We start from the raw sequence: 21,111 nt of genomic DNA, 5'->3' as shown, positions 1-21,111 counted from the left end.
ATAAACGTTTTAAGTGAGAAAAATTAAGGTGCAAAGATAAACATTTTAGATTTATTAAATTTAAAAAACCCAACCTGGAATTCATGTCATTTTATATCTATTTAAAAACAGACGATTTAACCTTTAGCATGACAATTGTATCTTACTTATGACATTTTGTCTTTAATATGTTTTTAATATTCGTTAATAAGGGTTTTAACAATTATGACATAATCCATAAAGTATTGCTATTCTCGTTAAATTTTAGTTAAAATTGAAACAATGTATATTAATTGCATACCTATTTAGCATTAAATTTGTTTTAGAATAAAACGAAAAAGTGAATAAGATAATTAATCAAATAAAGAAAGATATACAATGAAGAGTACTTTAAAAAAACTATTGCCATTTGCTGTGGTGGGTGTTATTTCAGGAGCTACCGCCGTTGGTGGAATACAATACCTGAATCATCATTCCGACAGCACAGACCAATCCTATTTTACAAAAGCTTCCAACGTATCTTTTGCAGGGATGAACTCTTCTGCAGTGGGTGACGACTTTGTAAAAGCAGCCAAGACAACCGTTCCGGCTGTGGTTACCATTAAGAATTACCAATCCAGATCCACCAGCAGGGCTTCAGAGCAGGATATGTTCGATTTCTTCTTCGGTGATCCTTTCGGAGGAAGAGGCCAACAGAGACAGAAACAACAGGCTCCCGATAACATGCCTTCCGGAATGGGATCAGGAGTAATCGTTTCTCCGGACGGATATATTATTTCCAATAACCACGTGGTGGCAGGAGCCAATAAGCTTGAAGTGGTTTTAAGCAACAAAAAATCTTACATCGCAACTCTAGTAGGTACTGACCCTAATACCGATATTTCCTTACTGAAAATTGAAGAAAAAGGATTACCATTCTTAAATTTCGCAAACTCCGATAATATTGAAGTAGGACAATGGGTATTGGCTGTAGGGAACCCGCTTGGGCTTAATTCTACCGTAACAGCCGGAATCGTTTCAGCAAAAGGAAGAGGAATCGGAATCCTGGGCTCACAGGGCAAAGCGGCCAACCCGATTGAGAGCTTTATCCAGACGGATGCGGCCATTAATCCAGGGAATTCAGGCGGAGCATTGGTAAATACAAATGGCGATTTGATCGGGATCAACTCAGCGATCCAGTCTACGACGGGATACTATCAGGGTTACGGATTTGCCGTTCCTTCCAATCTGGCAAGAAAGATTATTGAAGACATCAAGAAATTCGGAATCGTACAGAGAGGATTCCTGGGTGTAACTTCCCTGGACCTTTCCAACGATCAGCTGGTAGCAGCTTACAATAAAGAGAAGAGAACAAATTATAAAGCCGGTTCAGGAGTTCTGGTAACAGGATTCGGGGAAAGCAGTGGTGCAGAAGATGCCGGACTAAAAACCGGTGATATCATTACCCAGATCGATACCGTACCCATTACTGATTTTGCTGATCTTTCAGTGGCAATAGGAAGCAAACGTCCGGGAGATAAAGTTAACGTAACTTATATGAGAAACGGCAAATCTTCAACCACTAGCGTTACTTTAAGAGACCAGAAAGGCGGTACTTCTACCAGAACCAAAGCGGATCTGAGCGTAACCGAAAAAATAGGAGCCGATTTCCAGAGCATTGATGATAAAACAAAAGCCTATTACGGGCTGAACAGCGGAATCATCGCCAAAAATGTAATCGAAGGAAGCGAAATGGCTAAAGCGGGAATCGTAGACGGCTACATTATTACCGAAATCAATGGCAAACCTGTAAATTCACAAAAAGATGTGGAGAATATATTGAATAAGTTTTCCGGAACCGTACAGGTGAAATACATGGATGACTACGGAAGAGGTTATCAGAGAGGCTTTAAAATGCCTTAATTAAGAGAAACTAAACTTTCACTTCTATATTAACAAAAGCCGCTGCAAATTCCAATTTGCAGCGGCTTTTTATTCTTTATGACCTATTTATTTTTTCGGCAATCCTTCTTTTCTTCTTCCTTTCATAAATTACCTCTACTATTTTTCCTCCGATCCACGAAAAAGGAAAAAAAGTAAGAAAAATGGATACTTTATAGAATGTAGGATGATAAGGGAAAACAATAACGTCCAGCATGGCTATAAAAAGCATGATGAATCCGATAAGGATAGCATAGGCTACTTTGGCATACTTAACGATAATAGCTGTCGCCACACCGCCAACGGTAGTTCCCAGGCCTGAAATAAACAGCAGGAAGCCGAAAAAAGCTCCGTCTTTCTGCATGCTCTGAAGGAATTTTTGCCAGTGCTCGAATGGAGCAAAAGCCTCGAAAGTCACCCATTGCGGAAACATCCTGATGCCAAGAGTGATAATAAGCCCTGCAATACCAAGGCCTACAATAACCGCAATTGTATTTCTTATAAAATTCATTAATCCTGGTGTGCGATCATGGAAATTTCAATATCAACATTTTTCGGCAGGCAGGAAACCTGTACGGTTTCACGGGCAGGATAGCTTTCTGCATCCAGGTAAGATGCATAAATGTCGTTCATTACTGCAAAATCATCCATATTTTTGAGAAAGATCGTTGCTTTTACAACATTTTTAAAAGTCATACCGGCTTCTGTAAGAACAGCCTCAAGGTTTTTCATTACCTGATGTGTTTCTCTTTCGATTCCTTCTGCCAGTTTGCCTGTTGCAGGATCTACCGGGATCTGGCCGGAGATATACAACACACCGTTAGCCATATTAGCCTGTGAATAAGGTCCGATGGCTGCAGGTGCATTTTCGGTACTGATTATTTTTTTCATTAGAATTTATTTTGGGTGCAAATATAAAATTTATATTCTATAATCAAATATCAAATCTGATGCTAGAATGGTGCATTCGGCTGTGTAAAGCTTCGGTCTTTATATTTCAGCGCATCGCTCAGGATATTGGCCTTGATTCCGATGAAGAAATCATATACTTTATACTGCCCGAACGGCACCCAGTTAAAATTGATAGTAAAACTTCTTTGATCCCTTGAAAACCCTATTCTTGTATACGCCAGCTGCTGCGTTACCATATCGTAATGCGTGCTTCCGTTGATGTTCCAGTAAGGCGTCAGCTTGATGCTTCCGTCAAGTCCTACAGAAGCCAATTTAGTTGGTGTTCTTGAAGCCGAGCTTCTGGTATAAGCGTAGTTGGCATTTACATTCAAAGTCCAGGCCTGATCAAAGTGGGCATAATTATCATCGTCAAAATAATAATTTTCATTTCTGATCTCTCCTTTTTTACTGTACTTTTTACTGTAATCCGTCTTTTCGCCGAAAATTTCGCTGCTTAGAGGATAGGACATCTGAACATTGAAGCCCTGCACGCTGAAGTGTCCGAAATTTTCTGTCCTGATCCCGGCTTCCTGTCCCGGAATATAAATGATACGGTAAGGATCAAGGGACAAACTGGTATTTACACTCAATTTGTTATTAAAGAAAGACGACTGCCCGTTGATCGTAATAATGGAAAACGGATGATCTTTTGCGGCAAAGTTGTAGTTTCCGGCAAGGTTTAAAGATTCAAACAGTTTTATTTTTTTTACCCCGGTAGAATCTTTTTTAGACCGCACTTTCATTTCAACATTGTTTCCGATATTGAAACCCAACGCACCAACCAGTCCGCTCGAAGGAGATCCGATAATCCCGCCTTCAAAGATGGAATAAGGCGTCAAAGCACCGTTGGCATCATAATAATTCCTGAAATACCCGAATCCCGAACCCCCGAAATCCGGAGAATAGGTAAACCCGATACTTGGCGTCATCATATGCCTGATGGCTTCAATCGCTGACCCTTTTTTAAAGTTCAGCATTCCATATAAAGTCGTCTGAATACTTGCCGTAGTAGAAAAAGTAGAATATCCGGAAACGCCTTTATTGGTTTCGGTTACGACCTTGTTCTGGATCGGATCATAAAATTTATCAATCGTTTTTGTCGTCAGGGCGTTATCGATATTCGCCCCTAAACTGAAGGTAAAATATTTGGCAACCGTAGTATTGGTTCCTAAAGTAATATTGTTTCTAAGCCCCGTCTGCATCTTGTCCCACATGGCCGCTTTAAAAAGCTCCCCTTCCTCAGTCTGAACAAAGTTCGTTAAATTGATACCGGTATTCACCGTCAGGTTTTCCAGCAACCCCGATCTTACCCCTGTTTTGGAACCGAACAGATAAAACTGATTGATGGCGATGTTCATCTGTGGAAGACGAAGATCAGAAAGTCCCGTTGCGAAATTCTGTGAATAAGAAGCGGTTCCCGTAATCGTCACCGGCAGCTTCAGGAATCTTTTGGTAAGCGTTACCGTAGAGTTCTGCTGGGTATTCAATACATTCTGATTAAGAATATAATTGTTGTTCAGCGTATTGTTGTAGAATTTCGTACTTACCACGTCTACTGAAGCAGAGAAAGTAAGGAAAGGATTGGCTTTGGTATCCTGCGTATGTCTCCAGGCGATCCGGTAAGTTCCTGTTTTCCCATAGTTATCAAGCCCTTTGATTCCGCGGACCATGGTTCCGATATCGGCGGAGAAATTCCCGGAATAGCGGTACTTTTTAATGTAATTCATTTCCGGCCGCAGGTTCCAGCTTCCTTTGGTGTAAATATCCGCAAGGACCTTGAGATCGAAATGTTCCCCGATCGGCTGGTAATAACCCAATCCATTCAGGAAGAACCCGACGTCCTGCCGCTCCCCGAAACTGGGGATCAGGATACCGGCCGATCTTTTGTCTGAAAACGGAAGAATGGCAAAAGGCATAATCAGCGGAGTCGGAACTTCTTCAATGTACATCTGGATAGGTCCGGAAATGATCGATGATTTGTTTCTTGTCTTTACCAGTTTGATGTTGGAAGCCCGCAGATAGTAATCTGCCGCGGTATCTTTTTTCTTAATGAAATAATCGTCGGTCGTATAGATCGCACGCTTCATCGCAAAAACCGAATCGTTATATTTTTTAGTTTTATTAGCTACGATAACCCCTTCATTCTCTTCTGTTCTCGCATTAAAAGCAATTGCCTGCCTGGTTTTTGTATTGTACTGAAACTCTGTTGTTTCATACACCTTCCCTGCCTGGGTGGTAATCACAGGTTCTATGATTTTCCCCAGAGAATCCTGCTTTCCGCGGGCATACATGATGTTTTTCTGCTCATCGATGGAGATATAATCGGCATCGATCTGCATATCCTGGTATTTTACCTGCGCATTCCTGTTCAGGTAAATCATTTTCTTCTGGAAATCCCTGCGTTGAACATCCGCTTTGGTACGGAGAACATCTTCAAGGGATTCCTTTTTCACCACAACGGTATCCTTTCTGGAAATGGTATCATTAACCGCATTTTCAGGCAATTTTTCAGGCGTCTGCTGTGCTAAAAAACTGTTAAAAATTAGGATAATTAAAATTTGTAATATATTTTTGGAGACGGTTTTGACCAATTTTTTCGTTATATTTATAGGTATAATACTAAGGCTCAAAATTAATATAATTTTTAAAACTGTAAGATGCACAAAGTAAATTTTAAAATAATTTTATCATTTCTCTTCCTACTCCTTACCAACTTTATTTTTTCGCAAAAGAAATTCATCGTTGTGTTAGACGCGGGACACGGGGGAAGTGATCACGGAGCAAACCGGTCCTACGCCGATATCGGAAGGGTTGCCGAAAAAGACGTTACGCTCACCATTACCCTGAAAGTAGGGGCTATGCTTGAAAAAAATAAAGACTTTAAAGTAATCTACACCCGAAAAATCGATGAGTACCCTTCTCTGTCGGACAGAACGAACCTGGCCAACAGGAGCAAAGCGGATCTTTTTGTATCCATCCACTGTAATTCTTCGAAAAGACCGACTGCCTATGGAACGGAAACGTACGTACAGGGGCCCGACCAAAACGACACCAACCTGGAAGTCGCTAAAAGGGAAAATGACGTGATCTTTCTGGATGAAAAGGATAAACAGACCTTTGGTTCTTATGACGCAAGCTCGCCGGAATCCCTGATCGCTCTTAAACTTCAGCAGAGTAAATATCTTGAGTCCAGCCTTTTGCTTGGCGGACTGGTAGAAAATAATTTCGTGAATAAAGACAAAAGGTTTTCCAGAGGGGTTTTCCAGAAAAACCTGCACGTACTCCGGATGAATGCTATGCCTTCGGTTCTTATTGAAACCGGATTCATCAACCATCCGGAGGAAAGCCACTATCTGGCTTCGGAAAAAGGCCAGGAAGAAATCTCACAGAGCATTTACCAGGCGATCATCGATTATAAAAAAGCCATTGACCGGAAATCGGGGATATCGGCTACCGTAAAAAAACCGGAACCTGAAAAACCGGTGGAGGTAGCCCTGAAAAATGATTTCAGAATTCTGCTCTTAAGTTCCCCTCAGAAATTCAACGACGGCGACCCTGCCCTGAAAGGGTTAAATTATATTTTACCGATCAAGGAAAACGGGCAGTATAAATATTACTATGGTGTCACCAATCTGGCTTCAGTGAGGGATATCAATATCAGGACGTCCAAAGATGCAGGATTCAGGAACGCCTATGCGGTCGGATTTATGCCGAACCAGAAACTGAACTCAGGATATTACACAATTGAAGTATACGTAGGCGATAAGCTGAACGGAAACTCCCCGATTCTCCAGACCCTGAAAGATGTGGAACGGAATAAGGAAAGCGGCGTTTTCTATTACACCTACGGAAAAGTCTATACTTTGGAGGATGCTGTAAAGCTTCAGAAAGATATTGAAGCTAAAGGAATTAAGAATACCATCATCCAAAAAGTTTTCAAATAACAAAAAATAATTTTGAAGTTAAAAAGTTAATTGTTACTTTTGCAACCTCAAAATTTGGCCTATTCGTCTAGTGGTTAGGACTCAAGGTTTTCATCCTTGCAACAGGAGTTCGATTCTCCTATAGGCTACCAAATTTATATCATGCCGGATTAAAATACAGAAGCAAAATTGCTTTAAAAAAATCCACTTCAACCCAAAAAGTTATGATTTAAAAATCAATAAATATGGGGATTGCAGGCAATGATGATGAATAAGTTCAGGTTTTAGCGGAGGAGAAAGACTTCATTTGTAGTAATGATTAACGGACTTACCTTCAATAGCACTGGACCGAGGTGATGGTTATGCTGAAAAGCACCATTAAAAAATAGAAAGAGAAGAAGAGAATATTAAAATAGAACAGGCAATAGATAAACTTCGAAAATATTTATCTGAAAAAAATTAAAAATTTTTGAAAATAAATTTGGAGGATAAGAAAAAAGGTTTTACTTTTGCACTCACATTTGAACGATATGGCAAATCATAAATCAGCATTAAAAAGAATTAGACAAAACGAAGTAAGAAGACTTCGTAACAGATACTACCATAAGACTGCTAGAACAGCAATGAAGGTGTTAAGAAATGAAGAAGATAAAGCTGCTGCTGCAGAACAATTGCCAAAGGTTATCTCTTTGTTGGATAGATTAGCGAAGAAAAACATCATCCACAAAAACAAAGCAGCTAACTTAAAAAGCAAATTAACTAAGCACGTTAATAAACTGGCTTAATAAGTATAGTTGGCCCGTTCGTCTATCGGTTAGGACCTCAGATTTTCATTCTGGTAAGAGGGGTTCGATTCCCCTACGGGCTACAAAACTTAATTACTACTCTAACCTGGTAATTAATAAGAGTTGACACTTATAAAAACAAAAAACTAACACGCTATTTATTTAGCGGAAGACAGATGGCCCGTTCGTCTATCGGTTAGGACCTCAGATTTTCATTCTGGTAAGAGGGGTTCGATTCCCCTACGGGCTACTTTAAAAGAGATTCAGTTTTGAATCTCTTTTTTATTTTGTATCATTTTAAACCCCGGTTTTAAAGGCATGTTTCAATATAGAATTCTGCGAATAAGTAAACCCGTCAGGTTTGCAGGACCAGCTTAAAAACTAAAAAGACTTTTGACGTTCAATCCCAAAATCTTAGAACTGGGCAAACATTTAATTAATCTGAAGAAAATAAGGCGAGCGTTATCAGATTATCCTTACGGGCTTATTAAAATCGATAACTTGCAACTGTTGACAGTAAGCTCTTATAGAGCTCAGTTTCTTAATGGTTTTACATTTTAGGACAGGTGCTGACTTTTTCAATGCTTTTCTTTATAATTAGAACCTCTTTAATGGTTGATAAATACCGTTCAGTTACAGCTATTTTTTATAGGAGATTCCGTTGGCATATAACAAAAGTAAATTACATTTAAATAATTTCCTTTCTGGCTTTTGATATCCCCAAAAACCCGTTCCGCGCATAGATTATTCAAAATAAAACCTCCGCTAAACAAATGGCAGAGGTTAAATAAAATGGGTATGCTGAACTGAAGCGTTAGTTCTTCATCAGTTTCTGCTGATATAATGCTTTTTCAGTCTGGACTGTTACCATGTAAATTCCTTTCGGAAGCATGCTGACGTTTACCTGTCCGCTGCTTAACGGAGCATTTACCGATTTACCGGACATATCAGAGACGGAAACTTTTAAAACTTTTTCCCGGGTCTTAATGTTAAGGATATCAGTCGCCGGATTGGGATATATGCTGAATTCCAGTTTCCTTGTTTCAGCAGTTGCCAGTACGGACGAAGAGCTGGTCACCGAAAGAATTTTATCAACTATTTTTCCATTAGAATTAAAGCTTACCATAATCGTTGCCATACCGCTTCCCTGAGGAGTTATGACCAATTCGTCATCAGCATTGATCGTTGCTGAAACGGCAGCCGGATTGGTATTGGACTTCACCGTTTTCACAATGGCGGCAGAAAGGTTATCATTATCGGTAATCACCGTTTTCAGATCGATGACGGTGCTGCTGTTTACTGTCAGCTGACTCGGAAATGTGGTGCTGACAACGGGCATGGTATTATCCGGAAAAACAGTCATGGCCGGGAACCAGTAATAATCATCCAGCTTCCTGGTATTCGTCAGGTTTCCGTTATTGTCATAGGTATGGATCCAGTTGTTCTGGTAATGCGTTCCGTATCCGCTTTCCGTGGTATTTAGAATTAATTCATCCGTTACAGGATTCACACGTAAGGCCGCACCGTAAGGAATCTGCTTGTAGGTTCCCGTCTGTCCCGGAATTGTGGCAAAGGTTTCATTGAAAGTACCGTTCGTCACATCGAATTTTACGATCTGGGTTCCGGAAACAGAACTGTTGATTGAATTGATCCAGTACAAAACATTATTCTGACTGCCGGCCGTAAAGCTCCCCGCATTCCACGCTCCCCAGCTTCCGGAGTATTTGGTTGTCGGAATATTAAAAATAGTGGTTACAAAAGTCGTGGGATTGATCTTCACCAGCTTCTGATCCTGGATTGCCCATACGCTGCCGTCTTTTGCCTGCACCACCGAATTAAATGCTCCTGAAATTGTTGATACCACCGTATCGCTGCCGGGATCGATTACCAATACCCCTACCGACTGCTTTACCGCAAAGACATATTGAGAGGTCCGGATCATGTTTCCGACCTGGCCATTTCCTGTTGATGCAATCTGATTTCCAACCTGCAGATTATCGATATCAAAAAGGAAGATCCCATTGGAAGTAGCAATATAGCCTTTGTGCTCATTTACTCCGACAAAAGACCGCCCGTCTCCTCCGATGGTGTTGAATCCGGCAATTTTCTGCAGGGTGTGCGCATTGGCTATCACCAGTCTTCCGCCGGGCACATACTGGGTATCCCCGCCGTCGGCTGCCTGCTTGGAAATAAAATAGAATTTATCGCCGTAAATAGTTCCGTACTGGGTGGTCGCTCCGAAAGCCTGACTGTTGTTGACGGTGCTGTATACTCTGTAATTTACCGATCCGTTGTTGTTGATGAAATTCACCGATCCGTTGGTATGGCCGAACCACTCTTCATTCACCATAAAATAACCGTCCGTGTAATTCGACTGAGCCTGCGCAAAGGAGCCTGCCAAAAAAAGCGATGCGAAAAGATAAAACTTTTTCATTGTAAAATGTATTAATAGATATTATTGAATTTTAATTGAGATGAAGATCATAAGCGCCGGCAACTTCTGTGGAGACCTCTCCTATCCATCCGGCTTCCTGGTTTATTCCGGTATAGACTTTCACGAAATCGATGCCCGGAAGCTTTACATACTTTCCGTTTTTGTCGACCGCCCAGGAAATGTCAATATTGGATGCTCCATCATTGTTCGGGGCATTATCGGCATATCCGTAATCGTAGGATTTTCCGGCCCAATAGGATCCCGTTCCGCTCTGGTCGGAATAATTGTTCATTAACCGGGTTCCGGTAAAAGTATAAGAAGCATCACCCAGCCACAAAGGATAATAACTCTGGGCATGGAAGACAATCTTCGATTTGAATCCTGAATTCCCGAGGTTATCGTGCCATTTGATATATTCCGTATCGGTTTGCCAGAAGTCAGCTCCGGGAACAAGAACTTTATTTTCATCAGGCTTAAAATACGTGATGCTGTAGTCTTTTACCGTTGTATTTTTAAAATATTCACTTCCTGCGATTTCATACCATTCATCTGAGTCAGGTTTTCCGTTTTTATTCCTGTCGTAAGCAACCATAATAATTCCCGGCTCGCATGATCCTGAGCGCGGCTGGCTAGCATCACTTCCGAAAAAAGCATTTCCAAGGATCTTAAAATCCCTACCGTCCATATTCGGGACAGTATGATCGAAGCCAAAGACTATATATCCGCCAAATCCACCCAACGTCAGCATCGAAGAACCCTCGCCGATTAATGAAGCTTTTGCTTTCTGGAGCATCGTGCTGAATGAATCCCCGTTCTGAAATTCCGGCATTTCATTGGTAAACTGGCCTACCGCAGGACGATAGTCAAGCACATCGGAAATGTACCGGCTGTAGGTTCCGGCTTCTTTTTTTACTATAATTTTCGAATGATACGTCTTCGTAGTTCCCCCGGATTCTATTTTCAAAGTCAGAGGGTATTCTTTTAAGACCGGACTGATAAATTCCAGCTGCGAATCCTGGGAAATCAAAGAATCGTTGATGCTCCAGGCAAAATTACCGCCTATTTGCGGGTCAATGGTCAATACTTTAAAACGATCAATCGTGTAAGATTCCTCCAGGCCGCTGAAGCTGAAGCTTTCTTCTTCTGCATCGCTTTTACAGCCAGTTATTCCGACGAGAACAGCCGAGAACAAAACGGTTTTCAAAACTGCAATGGTGTTTCTTTTCATATTATATTCTGATTATTTGTATAAAAAAGTAAAATGGGCCGGGATATTTCCACCTTCGGTCTTCCATTTGAAGTGTCCGTTTTTATCGAAACAATACACATAGCCTGTGGAGACATAATTTCTGGCATCGGTTATGTAAATGTCTTCGGTAACCGGATTTACCGCAATTCCGTAAGGCGTCTTGATGGCACTTACATATTCCTGATCGATCATTGAGTTGGAAATGACCTGCTCGGTTTTCACATCAATGATCCCGAAGTTTTTTTTATAGGTATGGGTATTGTAGTTGAATTCGTTTCCGTAGTAATACAGCTTGTCATTCACGATCACCATTTCACTTACCGGAATGTGAAAGTCTTTCTTTATCTGTCCTGTCACAGCATCAATGACGAACAGACTTGAAGGTACGTTATAATAATCTCCTCTGGAGGTAACATACAGATCGCCATAGCCATCTTTTTTAATCCGGTGAAGATTGATCGCCACGTCTATCTTTTTGGTTTCCGTAAAAGAAGTCAGATCCACCACGGAAATCGTTTTATCATAATCCGGAAATTTATAGCCTCCTGAATTGGCTACAAAGAGCTGATTTCCTACAATTTCTATTTCCTCAGGCTGGTATCCCACCACGGCAGAACGCTGAATCGTCAGGGAAGCCGTATCAATTTCCACTACTTTTCCCAGCGGTGCGTTGGGATTTACTGAAACCGGGCCGGCATAGCTTGATGCGTAAGCTTTACCATTCTTAAAGGCGAGGTACCGGCAGTTTTCGAGATTGATGGTTTTAATTCTTTTAGCTGTTCTGGCATCCAGCACTTCGATCTTATTGGATACATTGATGACGGCATACAGTTTATTCCCGTAAATCCGGATATCGTTTCCCACATCGCCCAGCTCTTTAACGACATTCGGATTGATCTCGGCATAGATATTCCGGTGATAGGTCCCGGTAGTATAATCGAAGAAATCGAGCGTTGCCTTGTTGCTGCCCATATTGCCTTCATTCAGCAGATAGAATCCTTTAATGGCGGTATCTTCCGGCTGTGCCAATCCGCTTTCGGCCTCTTCGCGGTCGATGTATTCATCCGTCCTGCAGGAAACGAGGGTAACCAGCAACATAAGGATCAGGTAAAAGTTCGTTTTTTTCATAAGGTAAAGCTTAGAATAAATCTGAAGGTCCGGCCTGGCATCGGGTAATTCAGCACCACGTCATAGTATTGGTTGAAAATATTATTGATTTCAAAACTGGCTTTAAACTGATGCTCTCTCCATTCTATTTTCCGCTGAAAAGACAGGTCATGCGTATACCAGGGCTGAATATAATTGTATTGAATGTTGTTCTGGTTCACGTCATAACGCTCCCCGACATAGATAAAACTGTAATTGCAGCTCCAGTTCTTATAAGCCGCCATCATAGAAAATGAACCGCTATGCCACGGAGTATACGGAATCTGATGCCCGAAATACGATTCTTCCCGATCCGAAAAATCCCTTGCTCTCTGGAATGTATAGCTCACCAAAGGATGGACTTTCACTTTTCCGAAAAGCAGGTCAGCCTGAAGATTGAGGTCTGTTCCTATGATTTCGACTTCTCCCAGGTTCAGCATCGTCCACCGGAACATGCTTCCGTTCGGGGCAGCGATAATTTTATCTTCCACTTTGTTGAAATATCCGTCCGCCTTAACAGAAATCCTTTGCAGGACAGATTTTGAAAACCCTCTGGAATAGGAAAACCCGAGATTGTACTGATTGGTGAATTCCGGTTTTAGTAAACTACTGCCGATCATCGTGTAATACAGATCATTGAAAGTGGGCATCCTGAAAATCCTTTTGTAAAAAGCGCGAACCGTAAAATCTTTTCCTGCAAAAGGCTGATAGCTCAGGAATGCTGAAGGGGTCCATTCCGTCCTGTCCGGTGAGGCCGCATTTTTTTCCACGGTTTCGGAAATAAAAGTTCCGAGCACGCTTCCCAGGAATTTCAGGCGGTTCCAGCGGTAGGTCGTTGCAAAAGCAGCCAGGGTCGTATACCGGATCGGATAGGAGAAATTAACCAGATCCGCGTTAAGATTATTATACTGAAAATCGATGCTTGCACTTACGTCCCAATCTGAAGTGAGCGCAAGTAAATTTGAGTTGGATACATAAAGTTCCCTCTGGATGTACTGGTTCTGAATTTTTATGGACGAAACCGTATCGATATAATGGGTGTAGTCATAAGCAAATTTGGCCTTCAGCTGCGTTTCAAGTTTCGGAAATATTTTTTTCCTGAAACTTCCCTGAACGAAAAAATTTTCATCCCTCTGTCTTTGCCCGCGTCCGTCGAAGCGGTTGTTGACAATAGCAGCCGGGATTCCGCGGTCGGACAGGTATCCGTACCCTCTTACATTCCAGCTTCCGTTGCTGAGGCTACCATTCAAACCTGTTTCAAAGCGTCTGGCCCGTATATCTGAATCCAGCCTTCTGGCAATTGTATCGTAAGCGATTTCGCCGTCAGGATATTTTTTCCGATACCGGTATTTGTAAATGCCGTCACTCTGCAGGAATTCCGAACTGAAGCTTGCTGAAATTTTTTCTGAGATTTTCTGTTCCAGGCGAAAGGATGGGTTGAAAAGATCAATCGAGCTGTTCTTGGACCTTATAACGAGATTTGTTTTTCTTTTAGCATTAAACACCGGAATTTTTGGCTGTAGATAAATGGATCCTGAAGAGCCGAAATCTCTGGCAGGCTGAAAAATTTCACTTTTTTGTCCATTGTATAGAGAAATTTCTTCCAGGTCATCCAGGGAATACCTTCCCAGATCCACAATCCCGTTCTGCGCATTCCCGATCTGGATCCCATCGTAGAAGACTCCGACATGCTGGCTCCCCATGCTCCTGATGTTGATGGTCTTCAGGCCGCCGATCCCACCGTAATCCTTGATCTGGACCCCGGAGAAATACCGCAGCGCATCCGCTACCGACTGGCTGTTCAGCCTTTCGAGTTCCTCCCCGGACAAGACCTGTGCAGGAAGTATTTCCTTAAATTTTTTTTTCTTCAGGGTAACGGGAACAATGGTCTGTTCCTTAACGGTATCTTTCCTTGATTGTGAAAAAATAAAGGTAGCAGCCAGTACAAATATTGCGCAGGCCATCTTCTGAAATGAGGATGTAAAAAATGTGGTCACCATTAGCTCATTAGGGATAATGATGACGCTAACGGATATAAGAATACAATGATCAGGCACAGCTGTATCCTGCACAGAATCAATGATGTCCTAAGCTTTATTCCACGAAAGCGTCAAACGATAAATGATCCGGCAGGTCTTCTGACTTACTCCGTTTCCGAAATCCTTCCCGTAAAAAACAGTGGATGTTGTCTTCAGAAACTTTATGATGGAGCTTACAGCAGCGGGTCTGTCCCGGATTTTCACCGGATTCCCTTTTAAGCGCTTTTTACGGCTCACCAGACTGCGGCAAAGATAGAAAAATAATTCACAGATGCAGTATTTAAATTAAAATATTGATTTTCAATCAAATTCATTTACTAAAACGTTCTGTTTCAATGATAAGCTAAGTCTCCGGTAATGTTTCGACGTACAGAATTGAAATTTTCATGATACGGTTCGGTTCCTGATTGCTGCTTCACTTTTTAAAAGGGCCGGCTTCAGATAAGTAAGCCGGCCGACTTTAAAACTTTTTGGTGATTATTATTATTATTTCAATCCTTTGTTCCAGCCTCTTAAACAAATGCTATTATTAGTGGATAAACATTGCCTAAACATTTCAGATCCCAATATTCATGAAAAGGCTGAAACGGGATTTTGCTTCAAGATCCCCTCCGGCCAGATCAGAATAAACCGGAAGCATAATTTCGTTGCCGAGGCTGATCCTTTTATAGGCTGCCTCGAACCCAAACTTTCCGTATAGTGCGCTCCCGGCGGTATTGGGCAGGATCTCGCCGAACTGCCTGTTCCGGTCGTACACTTCCCCCTGCATTCCTGCTTTTCCGGAGAAAATGATATCCCCATTTCCCGAAATCTGATAGAAGCCTGTGGCTGAATAGTTCCATTGGTTCCCAAAACGATAATGTTTCCGGTTTTCGGTTTTTACCGTATAATCAGTATTCAGCAGGAACGCTGCTCTGCCTTTCTGAAATTTATAATTCAGCATCATCTGATAATCCCAGCTTCCGGTTCCCAGCTGAAAACTGGGGTTTACACCGGAAAGTCCTTTTTCATTAAATTTCCCAAGCGGAATTTTCACTCCTAAACCACCATTTAGCTGGTGAGAACTGCCTGAGTTGATCAGCTGATAAATGCCCATAACATTTGCATCACCGATTCCATGGATGCTGATGTCTCCCTGTAACGTTTTTTTCGTGTGAAAGTGAAACGGAACATTTGCATAAACACTCAATTTTTCAGCAACCGGAATCTTTCCCCACAGCTGAAGGGTATTGAAATACTGATCCTGGGTTAAGTCATGAACAAATAGATTCTCCTTTGCCTTATAATGCTGGGCAAAATATTTAACCCCGATAAACTGCGGATTCAGCAAAGATTCAAAACCTGAAGATCCGTTTCCCGCCGCACAGCCACAGGCATCACAGTCCTCGAAAACGGCCGCCTTAAATGGCTTGGGAAAATATAAACTGTCTCCTGGTATTCTGGCCTGACTTAAGAAACAGATCACCAGACTTATAATCAAAAATATCTTCTTCATGGTATACTTATTCTGCAAATTTTGGATTGGCAATGAAATTTTTATCGCTCAATGTTTTCAGAAAAGCAATAATAAGTTGTTTCTCCTGGCCGGTCATGGGAATTCCGAGATGACCGTTCTGTTTCAGCAGAGGATCAATATTCGGCTGATTTTCCACGTTATCAGAATAAAAATTCATCACCGCTTCCAACGTGTAAAATCTTCCGTCGTGCATATACGGCGCAGTATATTCTACATTTCTTAAACTTGGGACCCTGAATTTCATATTGTCATTCCAGTCCAGCGTTACCCTGTATCTTCCCCTGTCGCCGAACTGTGCATTATAATACATCCCGGTATTCCGGTAGCTTTCATCCGTAAAAAGTCCGCCGCTGTGGCAGGAGGCACATTTCTGCTGAAACAGAGCCATTCCCTGGTTTTCTTCTGTTGTAAAAGCTGCTGTTCCTTTTTTCATCCGGTCATACTTTGAATCGGCTGAAACCATCGTTGCCATAAACTGCGATAAGGCCTTCAACACTTTTTCCCCCGTAATATTTTCATTACCATATGCCGCTTTAAACAGCTTTTTATATTTCGGATCGGCATTCAGCTTCCCTACAGCTTCAGGAAGAGAACTGTCCATCTCAAAATCTGTGGTAATGGGAACCAAGGATCTTTCGTCCAAATGATGGCCTGCACCGTCCCAGGTATAATTTTTAAGAAAGGCCATGTTCTGAAGGGGCGGGGCATTCCGAATGCCGAGCCTGTCATCGATTCCGTGGCTTACGTTATGGCCGTGATGGGTAAAAGCATATTCCTGAATATGGCAGAAGCCGCAGGAAATCGTGTTATTCCGGGATAATCTTCCTTCGTAAAACAGTTGCTTGCCTAAGGCGACTCCGTTAACCGTAACCGGGTTTTCTGTGACATCAAAAGTTATTTCGGGAAATCCCGAAGGTTTTTCAAGAAGATAAACCTCATCTTCTGATAACGGTTCCATAGGGTCATCAGCGCACGAAAATAGCGTAAGTACGCTTAAGAACAGCAGAAAACGAAGAGCAGTTTCCCGCTCCGTCCTGGATGGTTTAAAGAATTTAATCATTATGAACATGATCTACTTTAAACATTTTTGCCAGATTGTTGGTAACATTCACCAGATGTTGGTTGGATCCCATAGCCATATCATTGGAATTATCCAGTATTAAAGCGGTTTCTCCGCTGAGGTATTGATTAAGATCCGCCAGAATATGCACAGAAGGCGTAATGTCTCTTGAAACACGTGCAGCCGTAGGCAGATCAAGGGTGATTTCACGGTAAAGATCCGGGGTATTGTTGGCCGATGTATTTCCCATATTTCCACAATGGTTCATAAATTCATTAGTGGGTAAAGCGGTTCCGTATCTCCCCTCAAGTTTCGTAAAAATATATCCAGCCGCCCATGACCAAGCCATGCCTGCCTTTTTCGCCTTCTGCCAGAAAATCCCCTGGCCGTCCTGCCCGATGAGATAAGCATTCCGGCTTATCCCCAAACCGATCTTCACTTTTCGGTAATTGTTTTTCGGAATTTCCGTAAGATTAATGTAATTGATTCCTGCAACCGCTTCTGCCTGATCGATGATAAAAGCCCCCTGATCCGGATCGTTGTAATGATATCTGAAGACCCCGCCGTTTTCATCGATGAGCGTAATATTGCTGATTACGTACTTCAAGGCAGAAAACTGATGCTTTTGTCCGTTAAAAGACGTCTGTATGGTCTGGTTCAAAACAATGTTACCGAGATTGTTGAATCCGTTCTCAAATTTCAGCTGAAGATTTCCAAGGGTTTCCTGTGATGAATCGTCATCATCATTGCTCCTGCAGGCGGTAAGAGTAGAAAATGTAATGGCAATAAGTAATGAATACAAAAATTTATAAATTTTCATTGTTGATTTTTTAAGTTGATTTTTTTAAATAGAAGTATTGATTGAATGAAAACATTCAATTTTATAGGGACAAAAGTGAGATTTACACGATAGAAAATATCCGCGCCGTCTTTATAAAAATTAAAGCGGAATATTGAAAATCAGCAGGTCAAAGCTTCGCTGAAATTCATTGAAGTAAAGACCGACAGATTAACCGTGAAACTTTTGCCGTTAAAGAGGTGAAAAGTAACTTAAAAAACCGGTGGCCTAAAAATGTGTTGTAAGAACAGGAAAGAGTAATCTGTTTTGTAAAGAAAGCCGGACTCTGATGAAAAGGCTTTATTTTCCTTTGTAATACCGGCTGTTTCAGGAAGAATATAAATATCCGATAGCTTCTGTCCTGTATTTTTGGATTTGTTTAGAGGAAGGGAATCGGTATCGTTGGTTTTTGCTAATTCTTTGCCGAGGTAACACTTTCCGTTGCAATGAAGGTCAGGCCTGCTTTTGTTGATACAGAGTCTTTCAACGATATAATCATAATTTACAGCATATTCCACCAGTGGGATCAGAGGCCTGAACACCACAAATAAAGTGAGGAATATGCTGCAAATCAAGTTCATTTATTATCTTTTGCCGATGGCTTCTTCGTACCTTCTGCTGATTTCTTTCCAGTTGGTTACATTCCATATAGCAGTCAGGTAATCAGCTCTTTTGTTCTGGTATTTCAGGTAATAAGCATGTTCCCAGACATCAATCCCGAAAATAGGGGTTCCTTTTTCTTCCACAACGTCCATTAAAGGATTGTCCTGGTTCGGCGTTGAAGAAACAAAAAGTTTTCCGCTTCTGTCAACGGACAGCCACGCCCATCCGGATCCGAAACGGTCGGCTCCTGCTTTTGCCATCCTTTCTTTAAAGGCATCCATGCTTCCGAAAGCATCATTGATGGCTTTCGCCAGTTTTGCGGAAGGCTGCGTATTCTTTACCGGCGTCAGCACCGTCCAGAACAGTTCGTGGTTGTAATGGCCGCCGGCGTTGTTTCTTACGGCCATCGGCAGTTTTGATGCCGTTGACATAATTTCAAACAGGGTCTGCTTTTCCTGTGGTGTTCCGGCAATCGCTTTGTTCAGGTTGGCTACATAAGCTGCTGCATGTTTGGAATAATGGATTTCCATGGTCTTGGCATCGATGTTTCCTTCCAATGCATTGTATGCATACGGCAAAGGCGACTGCTTAAACTGGGCAAACGCAAACTGCGCCGCAAATACTGCACTTAGAGCAGCTACTTTCATAATCTTCATAACGTTTCGTTTTTTGTGGTTTGTATTTTTCTTTGTTGGAAAATGAGTGATGGAAACTGGAAGTTTATATACACTTCAGGTCCCTTCTTCACCTTCTTCTCTATCTTAGCAAATTTAATGCTTATCAACCGTTTGATGTAAAATTGAATATTAAACTATAACTTCCGGCGTCCTGCATCCTGCATTAAATTCAATAAATTGCTAATATTCCTGTACAGGACAACAAGCTGTAATTAAGTAAAGCAACTTCCATCATCCATCATCCAGCTCTCACTTCAACAGCTTCCTGATATCCTCGATCAGCATTTCCCGGTCGGGATGGTATTTCCCGGTGAGTTTCGGCGTTTTTCCTTCCGGATCCTCATAATTCAGTCCGGAGTAATAGAGGATCGGCATGTTCTCTTTGTTGTACCGGCAACGGATATTTCCGTCTTTATCAACCAGTGCAATCATTCCGCTATGGTTCAGGCTTTCGCTTTCGTCTTCTTTATCTCCGACATAAATATTGAACTGATCGGCCAGTTTTCCGATATAATCCCGGTCGCCGGTAAGAAAATGCCAGTTTGGAGATTTTACGCCTATTCTTTGAGCATGCTCTTTCAGCAATTCCGGTGTATCATTTTCCGGATCGATGCTGATGGAAATAATCCCGAAATCAGGATGGTCGATCTTGTCTTCAATGGCTCTCATATTGGTATTCATCACGGGGCAGATCGTCGGGCATCTGCTGAAGAAAAATTCCACCAGGTATACTTTTCCGAGCATGTCCTTATTGGTGACCTTTTTATTGTTCTGATCCGTCAGCTGAAAATCCGGAACCTTCATCACGGTGTACAGATTCTTTTTGAAATAACCCATTCCGATTCCTATTCCCAGAAAAAGCAATGCCATTACCGCCAAAGGGATGATAATCCTGCTTTTTGATTGGCCTGGCTTTTTATTTCTGGACATATTTCTCAGGATTCTTTTTAAATTCATCTTTGCAGTACACACTGCAAAAACCGTACGTTTTATTTTTATACACTTCCGTATCTTTCATATCCGGTTCGGTCGGCATATGGCAGATTGGGTCTACCGCATTGGCAAACTTTACCGTTTTGGTATTTGACTTTACGGAGGTCGGTTTTTTATGTTTTATTTTAGGGGTCTCCTGCGCGCACGCCATCAGGGAAACCGCCAGGAATGACGTTAAAACAAGTTTTGATTTCATTTTTTATTGAAATTGAAATTAATAATCAGTAAGGAAAAATTTTAATATGAACTGAATTTAATCTTATCAGTCTGTAAACATCACAAAATACAACCTTCTTAAACGATTTTTTATCAAGCGGTGTATGATTGCAAAAGTCATAAAGTCTCCGAATGGATTGTATAAATTCAGTTAAATCACTTCAGCCAAAGGAGGATGGAATATCCGGGAATGATATTCTGAAGTATAAAAATCAGTAGAACCGGATTTGATTTTCTGGTTCTCAACATCAAACCGGTTAACTGAAAAAGAAAGAACGTCATGAGACAGAAAAACATCCAGTCCGGCAAGCTTTACATTCTGGCCGTTGTTCGATTGTTTCTCCGTTTTTGAGAGTTCCTTTTCCAAGTAGCATTTTCCTTTACAGGTAGACTGCGGAATGTCTCTGTTCTCACAAAGGTTGTCCACAATATATTCGTAGTTCACCGCATAGTCGATCAGTGGCAATACCGGACGTAATGCAATGGTAAAAATGATAAATATGGAAATGAAAAATTTCAACCGATGATTTATTCTCGCAAATATACTATTGAAATTTGTTTTATAGTTACTTTATGATGAAAGTCATTTTCAGGAATACTGCAAAAGCAGATTTTTGCACATGAGAAACGTCATGAAAATACGTGGCAGATTTTACCGCAAAGAATAAAAGATATTCATACCGGATAAAAGAAGTTGGCTGCCTCATGCCGCAAAAGCATTCAAAAGTTTTAATAATCTTTTATTTTTTAACGATTCTAAGGTATAGCTAATCCGGCGGCTG

Annotated in this window: 18 protein-coding genes, 3 tRNA genes and 1 riboswitch; of the genes, 6 read left to right on the top strand and 15 right to left on the bottom strand. The window is 41.4% G+C overall.

Annotated elements, in window-relative coordinates:
* Window positions 1-357: 357 nt before the first annotated feature.
* Window positions 358-1,881 carry a trypsin-like peptidase domain-containing protein gene (locus tag FY557_RS07630; protein ID WP_149246687.1) on the top strand — a complete coding sequence of 508 codons (1,524 nt, stop codon included), beginning with the start codon at window positions 358-360 and terminating at the stop codon, window positions 1,879-1,881.
* A 76-nt stretch (window positions 1,882-1,957) separates the two neighbouring features.
* Here FY557_RS07630 and FY557_RS07625 read toward each other — a convergent pair whose 3' ends face one another.
* The 3 genes from FY557_RS07625 to FY557_RS07615 form a co-directional block, all read right to left on the bottom strand.
* Complete coding sequence (locus FY557_RS07625) at window positions 1,958-2,410, bottom strand: hypothetical protein (protein WP_149246686.1); 453 nt, start codon at window positions 2,408-2,410, stop codon at window positions 1,958-1,960.
* Window positions 2,410-2,790: a RidA family protein gene (locus tag FY557_RS07620; RefSeq protein ID WP_149246685.1), complete on the bottom strand. Its 381-nt coding sequence runs from the start codon at window positions 2,788-2,790 to the stop codon at window positions 2,410-2,412. Before FY557_RS07620 ends, FY557_RS07625 begins: the two co-directional genes overlap by 1 nt.
* Window positions 2,791-2,852: 62 nt before the next feature.
* Complete coding sequence (locus FY557_RS07615) at window positions 2,853-5,441, bottom strand: putative LPS assembly protein LptD (RefSeq protein WP_149246684.1); 2,589 nt, start codon at window positions 5,439-5,441, stop codon at window positions 2,853-2,855.
* A gap of 66 nt (window positions 5,442-5,507) precedes the next feature.
* On the opposite strand from FY557_RS07615, the gene FY557_RS07610 reads away from it, so the two are divergent.
* The 5 genes from FY557_RS07610 to FY557_RS07585 all read left to right on the top strand — a co-directional run bounded on the left by FY557_RS07610 (window position 5,508) and on the right by FY557_RS07585 (window position 7,808).
* Complete coding sequence (locus FY557_RS07610) at window positions 5,508-6,794, top strand: N-acetylmuramoyl-L-alanine amidase (RefSeq protein WP_149246683.1); 1,287 nt, start codon at window positions 5,508-5,510, stop codon at window positions 6,792-6,794.
* Between the two features lie 56 nt (window positions 6,795-6,850).
* Window positions 6,851-6,925 (top strand) — tRNA-Glu (locus FY557_RS07605).
* 378 nt (window positions 6,926-7,303) lie between these two features.
* Window positions 7,304-7,558, top strand: coding sequence for a 30S ribosomal protein S20 (gene rpsT / locus FY557_RS07595; protein ID WP_149246682.1), 255 nt, complete (start codon window positions 7,304-7,306; stop codon window positions 7,556-7,558).
* An 11-nt stretch (window positions 7,559-7,569) separates the two neighbouring features.
* Window positions 7,570-7,641, top strand: a tRNA-Glu gene (locus tag FY557_RS07590).
* Window positions 7,642-7,736: 95 nt separating this feature from the next.
* Window positions 7,737-7,808: transfer RNA gene (locus FY557_RS07585), tRNA-Glu, on the top strand.
* Between the two features lie 564 nt (window positions 7,809-8,372).
* On the opposite strand, the gene FY557_RS07580 is transcribed toward FY557_RS07585, so the two are convergent.
* From FY557_RS07580 to FY557_RS07525, 12 genes are all read right to left on the bottom strand, one after another.
* A complete protein-coding gene (locus FY557_RS07580) occupies window positions 8,373-9,992 on the bottom strand; it encodes a DUF5074 domain-containing protein (RefSeq protein ID WP_149246681.1) in 1,620 nt (539 codons plus the stop codon).
* A 31-nt stretch (window positions 9,993-10,023) separates the two neighbouring features.
* Window positions 10,024-11,220 carry a cell surface protein gene (locus tag FY557_RS07575; protein ID WP_149246680.1) on the bottom strand — a complete coding sequence of 399 codons (1,197 nt, stop codon included), beginning with the start codon at window positions 11,218-11,220 and terminating at the stop codon, window positions 10,024-10,026.
* A gap of 12 nt (window positions 11,221-11,232) precedes the next feature.
* On the bottom strand, window positions 11,233-12,369 hold the full coding sequence (locus FY557_RS07570) for a YncE family protein (RefSeq protein WP_149246679.1): 1,137 nt from the start codon (window positions 12,367-12,369) through the stop codon (window positions 11,233-11,235).
* Window positions 12,366-14,351, bottom strand: a complete 1,986-nt coding sequence (locus tag FY557_RS07565) for a TonB-dependent receptor (RefSeq protein WP_228451727.1) — start codon at window positions 14,349-14,351, stop codon at window positions 12,366-12,368. The genes FY557_RS07570 and FY557_RS07565 overlap by 4 nt, the downstream gene beginning before the upstream one ends.
* A 146-nt stretch (window positions 14,352-14,497) precedes the next feature.
* A riboswitch (cobalamin riboswitch) is annotated at window positions 14,498-14,682 on the bottom strand.
* Window positions 14,683-14,982: 300 nt separating this feature from the next.
* Entirely contained in the window at window positions 14,983-15,921 is a 939-nt protein-coding gene (locus FY557_RS07560; RefSeq protein WP_149246677.1) for a transporter, read from the bottom strand.
* A gap of 7 nt (window positions 15,922-15,928) precedes the next feature.
* Entirely contained in the window at window positions 15,929-17,011 is a 1,083-nt protein-coding gene (locus FY557_RS07555; protein WP_228451726.1) for a cytochrome-c peroxidase, read from the bottom strand.
* Entirely contained in the window at window positions 16,995-17,822 is an 828-nt protein-coding gene (locus FY557_RS07550; RefSeq protein WP_149246676.1) for an MbnP family protein, read from the bottom strand. The genes FY557_RS07555 and FY557_RS07550 overlap by 17 nt, the downstream gene beginning before the upstream one ends.
* A 230-nt stretch (window positions 17,823-18,052) precedes the next feature.
* The gene (locus FY557_RS07545; RefSeq protein WP_149246675.1) at window positions 18,053-18,421 is read right to left on the bottom strand and encodes a hypothetical protein; all 369 of its coding nucleotides are present in this window, start codon (window positions 18,419-18,421) and stop codon (window positions 18,053-18,055) included.
* Between the two features lie 3 nt (window positions 18,422-18,424).
* Window positions 18,425-19,099 carry a superoxide dismutase gene (locus tag FY557_RS07540; RefSeq protein ID WP_149246674.1) on the bottom strand — a complete coding sequence of 225 codons (675 nt, stop codon included), beginning with the start codon at window positions 19,097-19,099 and terminating at the stop codon, window positions 18,425-18,427.
* A gap of 270 nt (window positions 19,100-19,369) precedes the next feature.
* Window positions 19,370-20,050, bottom strand: a complete 681-nt coding sequence (locus FY557_RS07535; protein WP_185151678.1) for an SCO family protein — start codon at window positions 20,048-20,050, stop codon at window positions 19,370-19,372.
* On the bottom strand, window positions 20,037-20,309 hold the full coding sequence (locus FY557_RS07530) for a YHS domain-containing protein (protein ID WP_149246673.1): 273 nt from the start codon (window positions 20,307-20,309) through the stop codon (window positions 20,037-20,039). The genes FY557_RS07535 and FY557_RS07530 overlap by 14 nt, the downstream gene beginning before the upstream one ends.
* A gap of 171 nt (window positions 20,310-20,480) precedes the next feature.
* Window positions 20,481-20,849 (bottom strand): hypothetical protein, encoded by a 369-nt coding sequence (locus FY557_RS07525; RefSeq protein ID WP_149246672.1) that lies wholly within the window; start codon window positions 20,847-20,849, stop codon window positions 20,481-20,483.
* Between the last annotated feature and the right edge of the window lie 262 nt (window positions 20,850-21,111).

The sequence above is a fragment of the Chryseobacterium sp. SN22 genome (assembly GCF_008329705.1).
In the GTDB taxonomy this organism is placed as follows: domain Bacteria; phylum Bacteroidota; class Bacteroidia; order Flavobacteriales; family Weeksellaceae; genus Chryseobacterium.
The sequence above is the reverse complement of the archived record's forward strand: the minus strand, read 5'-3'. Positions and strand labels throughout refer to the sequence as shown.